A 16,527-nucleotide genomic window follows, 5' to 3' on the forward strand; every position below is an offset into this window, starting at 1 on the left:
AATCTCCTACTCTACGAATTCAAATTCACCTTTAAGAATTTTAACTATATCTCCATTTTTACATCCACGTTCACGAAGTGCATCATCTACACCCATTGATCTCATTTGTTGAGCAAATCTTCTTATAGAAGCATCCCGATTAAAATCAGTCATCAAGAACGCACGCTCTATTCCTGGTCCACTAACCACATATGCTCCCGTATCGTCTCTTGTAATCTTGAACGTCTCATCTTTAGGTTTATGTTTATAAAGTACTCTATTCTCCATAGTTTCTTCTTCTGTATCAAGTTCGTATAATGTATTTGGATCTGTACTATCTAATATATCACCTACTTTATAAAGCAAATTATCAATGTTCGTTCTGGTAAAAGCAGAAATTTCTACTATCTCAACTTCTTCACCATCTTCTTTTAATTTATTTTTGAAGTGTTCAAGATTTTCCGATGCAACTGGAATATCCATTTTATTAGCTACAACTACTTGAGGACGTTCTAAAAGTCGCATATTATATTCTAATAATTCTTGATTAATAATCTTATAGTCTTCATAAGGATCACGTCCATCCGTTGCTGACATATCAATTATGTGAACAATAACTTTTGTTCTTTCGATATGACGTAAAAATTGATGCCCAAGACCTACACCTTGGCTAGCACCTTCTATTAATCCAGGAAGATCAGCCATAACAAAACTTCTATTATCTTTTGTTTCTACAACTCCAAGATTAGGTGCTAAAGTTGTGAAATGATAATCTGCAATTTTTGGTTTGGCTTTTGACGTTATTGACAATAATGTTGATTTTCCTACTGATGGGAATCCAACTAATCCCACATCTGCCATAAGTTTTAGTTCAAGAGTCAGATTTCTTTCTTCTCCTGGTTCACCATTTTCTGCGATTTCTGGTGCAGGATTTGATGGTGTCGCAAAACGGCAATTACCACGTCCTCCACGTCCTCCACGAGCAACTACAACCTCTTGATTATGCTCAACAAGATCAGCCAAAACTTCTCCAGTATCAGTATCTCTAATAACAGTTCCAGGTGGTACTTTTAAATATAAATCCTTTGATTTTCTTCCATGCATACCTTTGCTCATTCCATTTTCACCATTTGGCGCAACGAATTTCTTCTGATAACGATAGTCCATAAAAGTTCTTAAGCCCTCATCTACGATAAAGACAACATTAGCTCCTCGCCCACCATCGCCTCCAGCTGGTCCTCCTTTTGGGACGTACTTTTCTCTTCTGAATGCTACTAAACCATTTCCACCATCACCTGATCTGACGAAAATTTTTACCTCATCTAAAAACATGCTATTCTCCTATTATTCTATTTAAATTTAAACTTCTTATTTATTATGATTAAAAATAACTAATTTTCAACTAAACTAAGGGTGTCTCAAAATACCAAAATTCACTACTTATCAAATGCAGTAATCTATTGATTTTTTAATTCACTTCACACGAATCTTTTTAAAAATCTAAAAAACCATACACGGTATCTCTAAAAAATTAATTTCTATGAGATTACAACTTTTGAGTCACTTCCCTTTATCCTATAATATGTATATAACACTATGAATAATTATAACATAATTTTCTTTTTGATAATAATAATTTTATATTAAAAACAAAAAAATATACGGCTGCATACACAACCGTACTTTACTCCACAGGTAGGACTCGAACCTACGACCGATCGGTTAACAGCCGATTGCTCTACCAACTGAGCTACTGTGGATAAATCTTCTATATTAAAAAAAAATGGAGCGGGTGATGAGAATCGAACTCACAACATCAGTTTGGAAGACTGAGGTTTTACCACTAAACTACACCCGCATTTGTTTTATTTATCTCTTACGTTTTATATTATATTATAACTTTTATTCTTTGTCAATAATTTTTTTGAAAAAAATTATCGTAATTTCTGTAAAGTTACAGCAAAATATACAAAAGGAGAGGAAGTAACTCAAAAAATTGATTCTGTAAAATCATAATTTTTGAGCTACTCCCACACAAACCTATATCCTAGAACTTTAACAAATAGAGAGTCAAAAATCACATGAAATAGCTTCTCAAGAAAACCTCAGTTTTGCTAACTATAGCAAGATAACTTTTTCTAATCGATGTATAGAACAATCAGAATATATAACCTATACCTTGCTATTTTCTTGTTAAGTACTAACATACTATGTAAGATATTTTAAGTAAATTCCTTCTTTTTTAATTTATTCTATTGGTTTTTATAAACTGATTCTTTAAAATCATCTGTAACTTTATGATAGGCTTTTATTAATTCACGTTTTAATTCAGCTCTATAACGAAATAATCTTCTCGCTTTAACTTCTGTATTATCCATAGCCACTGCTCTATCAATAAGTTCTTTTAGTTTAGTGTAACTATCAACAGTTGTTGTAGTGTTATTCCAAGTAATAGTAACTGGTTTTAATTGTTCTTTTTTAGCAATACGCTTTTCGTACATTTTTTTCTTGAATTCTGTGTAGTTCACGTATTCTCCTTTAAATATTTTATTAAAAATATATTCGTCAGAAAGAACTTTACCTTCGATTTTTGCCTCTTTTTCTAATTTATCAGTTGCATATGGAATAAATCCATCTTTCCACCCTTTTTCTGCCAATAGTTCCCACGCTGTTTTTCTAAATTGTAAACCACCTACTGTTCCGGTATTATTTTGCAATGCAGAATAAATTGGTGATGTTAGAGAGATAAAGTAATAGTTAGAATCATCACGTACATATTCTTTAACTATGTAATTTGCTTTATCAACAGCAACTAAGTTATTTTCAACCAAATCACCGATAGATTCTAATTTCATAGTATTCCATTCACTACTGTTGATTTCACTAATTTTATCACGTGCATTAGTAACATCATTAATTGAATTATCATATACCAAACTAACTTTGTTAAAGAAGTTACGTTGATCTGATTTAGATAATTTTAGTATACTTTCCGCTTCAATAGCATCAAGTGTATATGTTACATCAAACACCCCACGTATATAATCGCCTAAATCTTGTGCAGATTTAAATCTTTCATTAGTTTGATTGTGTGTTGCTAGCTCTCCTTCGAAATTTTGAATAGTATTAAGTGCATAGTAGTAGTCATTCTTATTCGTAGAAGATTCTAATAACCCTAAAGCAAATGATTCCCCACTATGACCTGGACGACGTTTATATCCATCAAACAACGCTATTTGATCCATCGCATGAGTAAATTCATGACTTAATGTTGCAGCTCCTCCACTGCTTAATAGTTCTTCTTCCACATACTGCATTAATGTATAGTAACTCATATCTGTACGATATGAACTTTTTGCAGAAGCTCCTTTATTAGCCCAACCATACCAACTACCTGTTGCACCGAAGAAATCCTCTATCGCTAGATATTGTTTATCATATTGTGATAACCAACCCTCTTGATTTTTTCCAAATTGGAAACCATCAAACAAACTAATTTCAGAATGAACCAATTTTGATTTAACACTATCATCAACAATTCCATACCACATATCAACAAAACTTGCCCAACGATTAGCATAGTTTTGAACCAATTTTTCTACTTTTGCTATTTCTTCTTTGTATTTAGTTGGATTATTAGTTTTTAATTTTTTATCTTCTAAATAACGATCTTTAATACCAAAAGATACAAAACTCATATTCGTTGTTATAAACATACTATCGTCACGTAGGTTTAATAATGGTAATAAATATTTGTTGAAGTGCTTTTGATTACTTAACCAGTAATACAAACTAACATCTTCATTTGGTAGTTGTTTTGATTTTACTTCATAAACACTCGCTTTTATAGAATTCTTGTACCATTCATTTGTCTGTTTGTTTGGTAAAAATAATTTACGATTTTTTTCTGAGAAACTAATTACATTACTAGTCTCTGACATTTTTGCCAATTCTTTTTCATATGCATCAATATTATTATTAACCTTCAATACCTCATAGCCAAGGTTTGCAATACTTTCTAACCAACTTACTACATCTTGTTTTTGGCCATAGAAATTTGGGTTATACAGCATTATATTTTTTAAAGATAACTCTCCATATTTAATATCATATAAACGTGATAAATAGGATAATCCTGTTATAATTTGTAATTTTTTAGAAATGAATTTTTCGATAATAGATTTATTTATAGCTTCACTATTTCCAAGTACAATATCATTTGTTATTAAATCATTTAAATAATTATTAATATTAGCTTTAACTTCTTCAAAGCTACTTTGCCAATACAAATCTTCCATTTTTTTATCCGATGGTTTATTCACCGCTTTATGCATTTCATTAGAGTCAAAACTTATAACTTTATAACTTTGTAAAACTTGATTTACTATATCGTTATGTGGAGTAATAAATTGTTCTGGAGTGTATAGCAAACCCTCTCCTAAATCATATTCAAATACATTGGTATCTTGATAAGAACCTAGTAGTTTTACATTTATTTTTTCTCCAGTTCCATCTTTGTAATGTACAAAAATTTGATCCACTTCATCAGTATTTTTATCTGTTACATTCACAACATTACCTTTTGATAAACTTACTATAGAAATAATTTCCTTAGTTGCTAAATTACTACTATTAGAAATTTTATTCCCATATTTTACTATTGTCTCTTGATCATAAAACGGTAACAGTTTAGAAGTATTTTCATAAGCAATCTTTCTACCAACTTGTGCATTTTGTAAAGTTGTGTAATCTATAATTTCATATTTTGTAGTAATTTCTTTATTTGTTGAAGTGCTATTAGTAGATTTTATTTGCCACTCTGTTATTAATTTTTCTACTTCTGAATTTGTAATAACTTTAGCATCTGTTAGTTTTGCATTATTAGCAACTTTTTCAGAAATATTTATATTTTTTGCAGGTGTTGCAAAAGGACTATTTATACCAAAACTTTGAGAATTATTACCACTAAACTCATTTATTCCATCGCTTACCACTCCTGCATTAGCACCTACTATCGCTCCAACACTTGCCCCTGTTGCCAATCCAGATATATTTATAGTTCCTTTAGCCACAGCTTTATTTACTGTTGAGTTCATACCTAATTGTCCAACTATTCCACCAACATATTTACTAGCAAATGAAGAAGAACCTTTTACTGAATATTGGATATCTGTTGATACTTTTGTTAAAGTACCACCATTTATTACCGAAATAACTCCCCCACTTACCATATTTTCATAAAGTTGTTTTTTATCTAAAGAAAGGTTCCCTTCTACACTTATATTTTCTAATTTTGAATTATTTCCTTCGACCGTCAACACCAGCCCTGCTAATTCTGATGTAGCAGTTATATCACCTTTAACATGAACATTATTTATATTTGAATTCGTTGCTTTTAATGCCAATCCAGCAGCTTTTGCCGTATTAATGTTTACATTAAGATTAATATTTTTTATTGTTGAATTTTGTAAAGTATTAAATAAAGGCTTATTCAAGTTGCTAATAGTAAATACTTTACTATCATCTGCACTTTCTAAAACTCCTGTAAAATTTGCAATATAAGATTGTTCACTATCCCCTAAAGTGTTCGCAACCAAATTTGAACCAATTTCAAAAGTTCCTGCTGGATTTTTTTTAACTGCATCAATTAATTTGTCAAATTGTGTATATGCATTAGGATATGTTTGAACTTTATCTAATATAATATGTATTCCTTCTGCAAAAGTATTATTTTCCACATGAACCAATTGTGGGCTAATAACTTTTATATCAAAGTTACTATTATTCTCTGTTATTTCCGATACTGGTAATAGAACATCTTTATGATTTTTTCGCTTAAATTTTACATAATAATTACTTAAATCTATTGGCTTAGATACTAAACCTGTCACAAGCTCTGTCTTTCCATTTTCAACTTTATATACCTCTGTTGAGATGACATCTGCTAATTGAATCTTTTTCAAAGTTAAAGTTACTTGACGAGTATCTTTTATATCTTCTGTATTATTTTTTCTTCCATCAGTATATGTTTGTTCAGTAACAAGAGTGTAAGTCACATCTCTATCAAGATTATCCAGTTTTACCGTCGTAGAATTTTTTGGATTAAATTCTACTGCCTTAACTAACTTGTCTCCACTGTATACTTTTATTTTCGAAGACTGGAATGAATTATTATCATCAACTAAATTATACACTAAACTAATTGCTTTACCTAAATCGTCTGGCGTTACAGATTCTACTGTCAATATTGGTTTTCTTAATGGAACAAATACTTCTAATCCATCTTTTGCAGTTTGCAAAATTTTTAACACTTTATCTACTTGTTCTTGTGTAGCATCTGGATTTTGTAATATATCTTTTGCTTCTTTTAATTTTTCATTTAATATTTTGTAGCTTTCTGCTGTATAATTATCTTCATTTAATTCTTCTGCTTCTGTTGACAAAACTTGTAATTTTTCTTTATTTATTTTTTGTTCTTCTTTAGTTCCGACTCTTATTATTTCTTCAATAGGATCTTTTATCAGTTTTTCTTCTATAGCTGGATTTTCTTGTCGAATACCTTTTATGGTCTTATAGATTTTAGTAATTTCTTTTTCCCCATCTACACCTTGTTGTTTTATTTCTTCTTTTCCTTTTTGAAGAGTGTCATCATTTTCTTTTCTTGTCGTATACTTTATGACTTGCATTTCTTTTTCTTCTTCAGTAGCTTCTATTGGTTTTGTACCTTTTTTAATTATTTTATCTTTAGGTTCTCTTATTACCTTTTCTTCTACCGAGATTATCTCTTCTGTTTTTTTACCTTTTACAGTTTTATAAGTTGTTGTAATTTCTTTTTCTCCAACGCTACCTTCTTGGATTTCATTATCCCCTACATATTTTGTAGCATCCTCTTCTTCTTTTGTAGAAACTGGAATTTCTTCTTTTCTAGTTTCAACTCTTACTCCTTCCACTGGTTTTGTTCCTACCAAAATTACCTCTGTTATTGGATCAATATTTTCTACTATTTCTTCTGTATATTGTATTTTTCCATCACTAATAAATTGTCGTTCTTTTATAACTTTTCTTCCTTTTATTCCAGTTTTTTCAACTTTGGTTTCTCCTACATAAAGAGTAGCCGTTTTTTTAGTTTTTGTTTCAAATGGAATTTCTATTTCCTTTTTATCAATATCCTTTACTTCTATAGTTGGATTCAACTCTTGTTTCAACTGATTACCATCTTTTGACTGTACGGTAAATACTGGTTTCGTCCCTATTAAAATAACCTTATCAGTTGCTAATGTATTTTCTACAACCACCGTTTCTTTATATACTACTTCACTACCATTTAGAAATTGTCGTTCTTTTGTGACTTTTCTTCCATCTATACCTTCTTTAATTACTCTAATTTGACCTTGGGGAATGGTTGGATCATCTTTTTCTATTGTTTTAAATGGAATTTCTGTTACTACTTCCGTTTCTTTTACTTCTATACTTGGATTGTTTTCTTGTTGTGCTTGTTTTTCATCTTCAGTTTGTGTAGTAAATACCAATTTCTCAGATTCAGATTTTTCTGTTTCTTCATCTTTTTCTAATTCATCTAATTTATTTGATTCAGCTGGTTTAGTTATATCCGTCTTTTCTGCTTCAGTTTGTTTTATTTCCTTATCCACTTCTTCTTTTGTTGTTTCAGTTATTTTTTGTAATTTTGTTGATTTTTCCGTTTCTACTTGTTTTATTGTATCATCTATTTTTTCTAATTCAGTTGTTTTAATTTCTTCTCTATTTTTTGTAAAATAATGTCCCGTAAATGTATAGCCGTTTATTTGTCTTGGTATCGGAATTTTTCCTCCCACACTTACCTTAATATTCTCAAAAAATCTCTCAAAATTATTATTTGCTAAAACTGTTGTTCCTAATAATCCACTTGTTCCTATTGCAAATGCTATCACTGTTAAAACTTTATTTTTTCTTTTGGAAACAAATAACGCTAATACCATTAATGTAGCACCTACTACAACAACTCCTTTTGCTGGAGTATTACCTGTATTCGGTAATACTGAAGTTTTATTTCCTTCTTGTGCCTTATATACATAATAGTACGCTTCTACGTCTTCGTCTACTACCTGATTTTCTTCAAAAGTTTTTAATGTTGCTTTTTCAGCATCCGTTAAATCACTTTCTACTACATAATGTACCTCTACATTTTTTTGTATTGTCTTAACATCTTCCGCTTTAACTTCTTTTTCACTTCCTACTATAAAACTAGCACCTATCATTACAGAAGCTATTCCTATAGTAAATTTTCTTATCGAAAATTTTTCTTTCCTTTTAAATAACTCTTTCATCATTTTCTCTCACTTTACTATAAAATTACTAAATTTTCATAAACTATTTTAGTCATTTATTATTTCTCACTATCACCAACTTTTTATTTTATTAAAAATAGTTTATAAATTAAAATATATTCTCAAAATATTTTACCACAAAAAAAAGATTAGCTCCATAAATTTACAATTTATAGAACTAAACACTTATTTTTTTCTTTGAATTTTTACCCTCTTTATTGAATCAGAAAAAACAGATGCAAGCAAAATTCCCATCGCTATTGCTCCTGCTTGCAAAATTGTTTCTAAACCAACTTTTAAAGCTATATTATAATTTTTTGTAACTAGATTTTGCATTGTATTATACATACCGTATCCTGGTACTAATGGAATTATCCCTGTATAAATAAAAATTGTCGCTGGCATTTTTAAAATTTTTGAAGCATTTGTTGAAAGTAATCCTACACTAAGTGCACCTAAAAAACTTCCTACAACTACATCAGTGAGAATATTTGTCAAAACATAAACCAACCATCCAACTGCACCTATCATCGAACAACTTAATATAGATTTTTTAGGAGCATTAAAAAATATTGCAAATGCAAATGTTACAATAAAACCTGCCATAAATTGTATATAAATATTATATTCCATTTTGCCTCCTCGTATAATAACGTTGTAGTGAAAACTACATTTTTTATTTCTACTCCATCTTCTTTATGGAATAATAGTTATCTAGATAAAGAGCGTAATCTTTGAAGTATAATCTGCCTCATTAAGTTACGCTTCTTAAACTATCTTTAAGCCTAATACTACACCCAGTGCTATTGCTGTTGAAACAAAAACTGCGGCTTGAACACCTATTATTCCTGATAAATAATCACCTGCCATAAAATCTCGAACAGAATTTGTTATCTGTACACCTGGAACAAGAGGCATTAAACTAACAATAATAATACTCACAGGATTTTGAATAATAAAAAATTTTGCTAATGTCATTACTAATACCGTTGCTATAAAAGCCCCCAAAAAGTTACTCAAAAAATATATTATTTTGTATTTATTTGCAATAATGAGAAATGTAGCTTGAACAGCCATTACTATAAATGCATAAATACTATCTCTAAATGTTCCTCCAAACATTATTGCAAAAAACGGTGCTGACATAACCAATGAAGGAATGGCCACCCAATTTGAATATCTTTCTTTGTTTTTTATTTCTTTTAATCGTTTAAAAGCATACTCCAAAGAACATCCACCCATTACCATTTTTCTAGATAAATCATTTATAAGAGAAATTTTTTCTAAATTTTTTTCTCCTAACACGACTCTACGCATAGTTGTATAATTTGTATCATCATAAATAAATGAAACAATAACAAAATTATATGTAACTAAACTATTTGCTGCTTTTATATTATCAAAAGATTTATAAATTCTATTTATTGTATCTTCAACCCTATAAACTTCTGCACCATATGCTAGCATACTTCTTGCCATTTTCACACTAAAATTCAAAAGTTTTTTTGCATCTTGATCATTCTGTAAAGTCTGTAACATTTTTCCCCTCCTAACACTTTATATTAAATCATTTATTTATATTTTTATATAATAAACTTCTACTATACATATCTTTTTGATAAGAAATTTTATTTTTTATTGCGAAATTATATCTTCGATTTTTTTATACTGTAATTTTAATTTTTCTACTTTATCACTCTGTATCTCATTTGCTTTTTCTAATTGAGATAAAATATATTTTATCTTACCTTGCTCTAGTTTTTGTTTTTTTATAAATAATTCTGATTTTTTATTAAGAAGAAATTTTCCGAAATTTTTTTCGTCTTCCGTCAATTTCATTTCACCAGAACATGCAACTATTATTTCATAAATATGTCCATCTTCCTCAATTATTTCTTCTTCAATTATTTTATAACCTAACTCTTGTAATTTTCTTCTTACAAAGTTTTCTCCTACATTAGGTTGTAATATTAAATTAGGTTTGTTTAAAAGTTTATCTTTTCCTTTTTCTAATATTTCTGCAATTAATTTACCTCCCATGCCACAAATAGTAATAACTTCTATATTATCCTCTAATTCAATAGCATCTAAACCTGCAGCCTTACGACATTCTATTATATTACTCAAAGATTCCTCTTTCACATTTTTTATAGAAACCTTATGTGGTCCTTCAACTATTTCCCCAGCCACAGCAAAATCTATTTTATTTTTTTTTGCTAAATAAATTGGTAAATATGCATGATCACTTCCAATATCAGCAAGCCTTCTATCTTTCACAAAACTTGCTACCAACTTTAATCTTCTGTTTATAGCTAACATTATTTCTCCTTTTAGATCTATATTAAAAAACATCTTTGTTAAACTAATTTGAATTAAAACTATATATTATACTTTTATACTATGAAATTTTTACCTTACTCTCTTTATTATATCTTAAATTATAAAATTAAAAATTTAGCAACTTCTATAACTCTTCAATAAAAAATATTTTAATCCAAAAAATCTTTACTAAAACTAGTTGTAATTATTGTTTTCTTCGTTTTTGAATCGAAATTATCAAAATCTGTTATAATTTTATCCCCAAATTCTGCTTTTAATTTTTTAGATAACTTTCTTAATTTTTCTTCTTGCCTATAATCCTTTTTATCAAAAATGTCTAACTGAACCTTTAGTTCTTTTTCCTTTTTTATATCATTTAGTGATACACCAAGTAATCTTACACCTTGAGTAAAATCATAATTATCCAAAACAAGTTCCCATGCATTATTAAAGATTTCATTAGAATTATTTATATATTCCGTTATTTTTTTTGAACGAGTAATTGTCTTAAAATCATTAAATTTTATCATAATAGAAATATTATTTCCAACATAATCTCGTGTTTTAGCACGTTCACTAACTTTCTCACTTAACTTTTTAATTTCTTTAAAAATATCATCTTCATCTAACAAATCTTTGGCGAAAGTTTTTGAATTCCCTATTGATTTTCTATCTATAGTATACTTTAATTCTCTATTGTCTTCTCCGTTAGCACGATTTTTAAGCCTTAATCCTTGAATCCCCAAAACACTGTGTAATATCACTTCATTAGCTTTTGCAATATCACCTATAGTTTCAATTCCAAGTTTTTTTAATTTTTTTGTTGCTGCTTTTCCACAACCATGCATTTCTCCAACATCCATTTTCCAAAGAATTTCTTGATAGTTTTTTTTATTTATTATAGAAAAGCCTAAAGGTTTTTTTAAGTCTGAGCCCATTTTTGCAAAAAATTTATTAAAAGATACACCCACACTCGACGGCATTCCTAGTTGTTTGTATATGCGTTTTTGAATAGTTGCGATAACTTTTATTGGCTCATCTAAATCACTTAAATCAATATAGGCTTCATCAATAGAAACTATTTCTATTTTTTGTGTGTACTCTCTTACCAAATCAAAAATTCTTTTAGATTCTTTTTGATATTTTTCAAAATCAGGGTGCAATACTTTTAAATTTGGGCAAAGTTTCCTAGCATCTCCTACTCTCATCGTAGTCTTTATACCATAATTTCTTGCCTCATAATTTGAGGTTACTATTATTCCATGTCTAGTTTTTACTTCGCCAGCAATAGCAAGTGGCTTTCCCTTTAATTCTGGGTTATACTTTTCTTCTACGCTAGCATAAAAACAATTCATATCAATATGAGCAATAACTTTAGACATTTTCTCACCTCAATTTCTTACTTAAATACTAAGAGCAGGAAAACAATAAATCTTAAAATTTCAGTTTATCTTCCCGCTCCTGTTAGACCCATAATGTAAAATCTTTATCGATTAAACCAATGAAAAATTTACTATTATTATAGGTTTTCTTTTTGTATTATCATATAATAAACTTGATAACATACTTCTTATCTCCGATTTTATGGCTGAACATTCTCTTATGTTTTTAATAGGGTTACTTTCAATATACTCTATTACTTTTTCTTCTGCTTCTTTTATAAGCTCCATACTTTTTTTCACATAGACAAACCCTTTTGTTTGAATACATGGTCTACCTACCAAAGTCTTTTCCTTTTTACTTATCGCATATGAAGCAACAAAAATTCCATCATTTGATAATAATTTTCTATCTTTTAGTACACTATCTTCTACATCTCCGATTCCTCGTCCATCAACAAGAACATTTCCTATAGGAATGTTGTTTCGAAGCACTTTAGTTCTATTTCCACTAATTTCTAGTGTACTACCTTTTTCTAAAATATGAATATTTTCTTTTGCAACACCAGTTTCATGTGCAATTTCTGCATGCTTTCTAAGATTTCTAAATTCTCCTTGCACAGGAATAAAATATTTTGGCATAAGCATATTCAACATCATTTTTAATTCTTCTCTTGTTGCATGGCTTGCTGCATGAAGTCGTTTTGATGCTGTTACAACATTAGCACCTAGTTTCACTAATAAGTTTAACGTCTGTGACAACATCACTTCCATATTTGGTGAAGGTGTCGCTGCTATCATAATAGTATCACCATCTTCAATCTGGATATTTGCTATTCTTTTCTCTGCTATATTTTTCATAGCTTCAATAGGTTCACCTTGCTCCCCTGAAGATAAAATGCAAATTTCATTTTGTGGATAATTTTTCAAATCTTCTATATTAATTAAGTTACTATCTTCTATATCTAAATATTTCATATTTCTTGCACTACTTATTGAGCCTTGAATAGCTTGTCCTAAAAGTAAAATTTTTCTATTTTGTGCCAAGGCTGCTCTTACTATATGAGAAATAGTTAAGAAGTTAGAAGCATAACAAGTAACAATAATTCTCTTATTTGCTTGATAAAATGCATTATCAATTTGTTCAGCTGCTTCATTTTCCGGAACATTATAACCACTAACATTTGCGTTACTTGAATCACTCAAAAGTGCCAAGACACCTTTTTGACCTAATGTACTGATTTTCAGTATATCAGACTTATATTCTTTATTTACAGATTGATCAAACTTGAACTCTCCAGTATAAACAACATTACCTTGGCTAGTAGCTATACAAATTCCCAGTGAATCAGGCATAGAATATGTTGTTTTGAAAAATGTAATATTCGCATTATTAAATTCGTATTTATTATTTTCTTTCACATAATAAAATTTAATTCTTCTCTTAATACCAAGTTGCTTCAAATGATTTTTTAATAAATCTATAGTTAGTTTAGAACCATAAACTGGACATTTTAATTTATCAATAATATATGGCACTGCTCCCATTGAACTTACATGACCATTTGATAAGAAAATTCCTTTTACTTTTTGCTTATTTCTAACTACATAACTTATATCTGGGATTACAGCATCAATACCTATCATTTCAGTTTCTGGGAACATAAGCCCTGCATCTAAAATGAAAATCTCATCAGCCACTTCCACCATATACATATTTTTAGCAACTTCTTCCACTCCACCTAAAGGTGTGATTTTAATTTTTGATATATTCTTTTTATTTTGCTTTTTATTAGCAATCATCTTTTTGTTATCGGCATTACCTTTTTTTTGTGCTATCATTTGCCCATTAGCATTTTTTTTCTTTAATTGAACAGTAGTTCTTTTATTTTTATTAGTATTACTTTTTATATTTTTAGTCCTACTTCCACTACTTTTAGTATTGTTCATTTTTTCCTCCTTTAATTATTGACTTAATTGGTTCAAAATCTCTTCTGTGAATAGGTGAAACTCCATATTTTTCCAAAGCATCCAGATGTTTTTTAGTACCATATCCTGCATTATTTTCAAAATCATAATAAGGGTATTCTTTGGCATATTTTTCCATAAGATTATCTCTATAAACTTTTGCTACAACCGATGCTGCTGCTATAGAAACACTTTTCTCGTCCCCTTTTATCATACTAAAATTTGGAATTGAATAATTTTCAAATGGCATCGCATCTATTAAAAGAAAATCTGGTTTTATATCTAATTTTTCCACCGCTCTCATCATGGCTATACGAGCTGCATTATAAATATTATACTTCTCAATTTCAATATTATCTACTTCACATATAGAATAAGCCACTGCTTCTTTTGTAATTTGCTCAAAAAGTTCTTCACGTTTTTTTTTCGATAATTTTTTCGAATCGTTTAATCCTTCAAAATAACTATCTTTTTTTAAAATCACAGCAGCTGCTACTACTGGCCCAGCCAAAGGTCCACGTCCTACTTCATCTATTCCACAAATATATTTACATCCTCTATTATAACATTTATTTTCATAAAATGATTTTTTTTCATACTCTTTTTTATAAAAAAATTTTTTTTCTTGTCTTTTATCATAGCTTTCTACTAATTTTTGGACACCAACACGCTCATCAGTACGCAATTTTAATAAAATATCTTTATCAGGAGTTTCTTGTTCTAAAAATTCTTTAACTTCACTGATTTTCATAATCATTAAACACCTTCTACCATTTCAGAATAGTTATCCAACGTAATTAAACCAAATTTTTGTGTTCTAAAATCTTGAATTAAGAGTTTAATTGTTGAATCATAGTCATAATCGCCACCAATTTTTTTGAATCTTTTTTCGGCAATTTTTTCCATTATAAATACATTCTCATCTTCTTTCACTATATTAATTTTATATAAGTTATTTAGATTTTCTAAATAATTCATCTTCAAAACTTCTAATAAATACAAACTTACATCATCAAGTGGTGTAATATCATCTTTTATAGATCCAGCTAAACTAAGTTTTTTCCCGATTTCCTGATTATCAAATTTCGGCATAAGTATACCTGGTGTATCCAAAAGTTCTATGTCTTTGTTAAGTTTTAACCATTGTTGTTTTTTTGTAACTCCTGGTTTATTAGCGGTATTCGCTACATTTTTTTTTATAAGTTTATTTATAAAAGTAGATTTCCCTACATTAGGCACTCCTATAACCATAGAACGAATTGCTCTAGGTTTAATTCCTTTAGCTTCTTGACGGGCAATTTTTTCAGCAAGCTCTTCTTTTGCTTTTTCAATTACTTTATTTAAATTATTACTATTTTTAGAATCCGTATAAACTACTGTATAACCTTTTTTTTCAAAATAACCTTTCCATTTTGCTGTTTCTTTTCTATCACATAAATCAATTTTATTAAAAATAATTATTTTCTTTTTATCTTTTACCACTTCATCTAAATACATATTATGAGACGATAATGGACATCTTGCATCAACTAATTCAAAAACTATATCTACAAGTTTCAATTTTTCTTTTACTTCTCTTGTTGCCTTGGCCATATGCCCTGGAAACCACTGAATAACCATATTTTCTAACTCCTATTTTTATATTATCTTTACTTTTATTTATTATCGAAATTTATTTAAATCCATTTCTATTCCACATTCTTAACTATTTTACCACACTTTTTATATTTTTTAACGTATTTTGATAATTTACAATTTAAAATTTTTATATCGTTATCTACTTTTATGTTTATTCAATCTATTGTCTAATAAATTATCTTGTTAATTCAAAATAATTATTATAGACTTCAACCAAAAAGAAAAACCTTAAGTATTAATACTTAAGGCTTTCCCTATCTTTCATATTGACAACTTCATATGAAATCTATAGTTCTAAAATAAAGTTTTTAGATTATTATTTATCCCCTTTTTTTCTTCTCAATGATAATCCAAGACCTGCTAGTAATGTAGCTAATCCGGCATATGCTGCATTAGTTGTTGTATCACCTGTTCTTGGTAATGGATTTTTCGGAGGAATTTTAGGAGTTGTTGGTGGTACTGGATTGTTTGTTGGGTTTGTATCAATTTCTAGTACACCATCTGCAACACGTGCTTTGTTTTTAATTTCTTTACCATAAGTATTTTCATTAACTTTAACTTTGAATGTTACAGTCCATGATTCTCCTTTTGCCACTCGTTTAGTCCATGTTACTTGTCCATCGGCGAATTTACCATTGTTATCTGCTGAATTTTCTACATATGTTGTATACGCTGGGATTCTGTCTTTGATTGTTACATCTCTATCTTCACCTGTTGTGTTTGTATAGTTAATTGTGTAAGTCAAGATTTCTCCCGGTTTTACTGCTTTTCCATCAATACTTGTTCCACCATTATTTACAACATCTTTTTTCGGTTTCTTCGGTGTTGGATTATTTGTTGGATTTGTATCAATATCTAATACTCCATCTGATGTACGTGCTTTGTTTTTAATTTCATTTCCATTTGCGTCATCATTAACT

General features: G+C 29.0%; 10 protein-coding genes and 2 tRNA genes. All 12 read right to left on the reverse strand.

Annotated features, from left to right (window positions below; all coding sequences use genetic code 11):
- Window positions 1-6 precede the first annotated feature (6 nt).
- Window positions 7-1,311: a GTPase ObgE gene (gene obgE, locus H612_RS0108270; protein ID WP_027131010.1), complete on the reverse strand. Its 1,305-nt coding sequence runs from the start codon at window positions 1,309-1,311 to the stop codon at window positions 7-9.
- Between the two features lie 355 nt (window positions 1,312-1,666).
- Window positions 1,667-1,739, reverse strand: a tRNA-Asn gene (locus H612_RS0108275).
- Between the two features lie 24 nt (window positions 1,740-1,763).
- Window positions 1,764-1,837, reverse strand: a tRNA-Gly gene (locus H612_RS0108280).
- Between the two features lie 394 nt (window positions 1,838-2,231).
- The gene (locus tag H612_RS0108285; protein ID WP_027131011.1) at window positions 2,232-8,303 is read right to left on the reverse strand and encodes a ZmpA/ZmpB/ZmpC family metallo-endopeptidase; all 6,072 of its coding nucleotides are present in this window, start codon (window positions 8,301-8,303) and stop codon (window positions 2,232-2,234) included.
- A gap of 186 nt (window positions 8,304-8,489) precedes the next feature.
- Window positions 8,490-8,936: a threonine/serine exporter family protein gene (locus tag H612_RS0108290; RefSeq protein ID WP_027131012.1), complete on the reverse strand. Its 447-nt coding sequence runs from the start codon at window positions 8,934-8,936 to the stop codon at window positions 8,490-8,492.
- Between the two features lie 135 nt (window positions 8,937-9,071).
- Window positions 9,072-9,842 carry a threonine/serine exporter family protein gene (locus tag H612_RS0108295; RefSeq protein WP_027131013.1) on the reverse strand — a complete coding sequence of 257 codons (771 nt, stop codon included), beginning with the start codon at window positions 9,840-9,842 and terminating at the stop codon, window positions 9,072-9,074.
- A 96-nt stretch (window positions 9,843-9,938) separates the two neighbouring features.
- Window positions 9,939-10,622 carry a tRNA (adenine(22)-N(1))-methyltransferase gene (locus H612_RS0108300; RefSeq protein ID WP_027131014.1) on the reverse strand — a complete coding sequence of 228 codons (684 nt, stop codon included), beginning with the start codon at window positions 10,620-10,622 and terminating at the stop codon, window positions 9,939-9,941.
- 170 nt (window positions 10,623-10,792) lie between these two features.
- Complete coding sequence (locus H612_RS0108305; protein ID WP_027131015.1) at window positions 10,793-12,004, reverse strand: DNA polymerase IV; 1,212 nt, start codon at window positions 12,002-12,004, stop codon at window positions 10,793-10,795.
- A 111-nt stretch (window positions 12,005-12,115) separates the two neighbouring features.
- The gene (locus tag H612_RS0108310; protein ID WP_211223610.1) at window positions 12,116-13,951 is read right to left on the reverse strand and encodes a ribonuclease J; all 1,836 of its coding nucleotides are present in this window, start codon (window positions 13,949-13,951) and stop codon (window positions 12,116-12,118) included.
- Window positions 13,938-14,726: a ribonuclease HII gene (locus tag H612_RS0108315; protein ID WP_027131017.1), complete on the reverse strand. Its 789-nt coding sequence runs from the start codon at window positions 14,724-14,726 to the stop codon at window positions 13,938-13,940. Before H612_RS0108315 ends, H612_RS0108310 begins: the two co-directional genes overlap by 14 nt.
- Window positions 14,726-15,589 carry a ribosome biogenesis GTPase YlqF gene (gene ylqF, locus H612_RS0108320; protein WP_027131018.1) on the reverse strand — a complete coding sequence of 288 codons (864 nt, stop codon included), beginning with the start codon at window positions 15,587-15,589 and terminating at the stop codon, window positions 14,726-14,728. The genes H612_RS0108315 and ylqF overlap by 1 nt, the downstream gene beginning before the upstream one ends.
- A 334-nt stretch (window positions 15,590-15,923) precedes the next feature.
- Window positions 15,924-16,527, reverse strand: a 604-nt coding sequence (locus H612_RS0108325; RefSeq protein WP_027131019.1) for a DUF7927 domain-containing protein, incomplete at its 5' end; no start/stop codon positions are given.

Origin of the sequence: Gemella cuniculi DSM 15828, from assembly GCF_000425665.1 — a bacterium.
Classification (GTDB): Bacteria; Bacillota; Bacilli; order Staphylococcales; family Gemellaceae; genus Gemella; species Gemella cuniculi.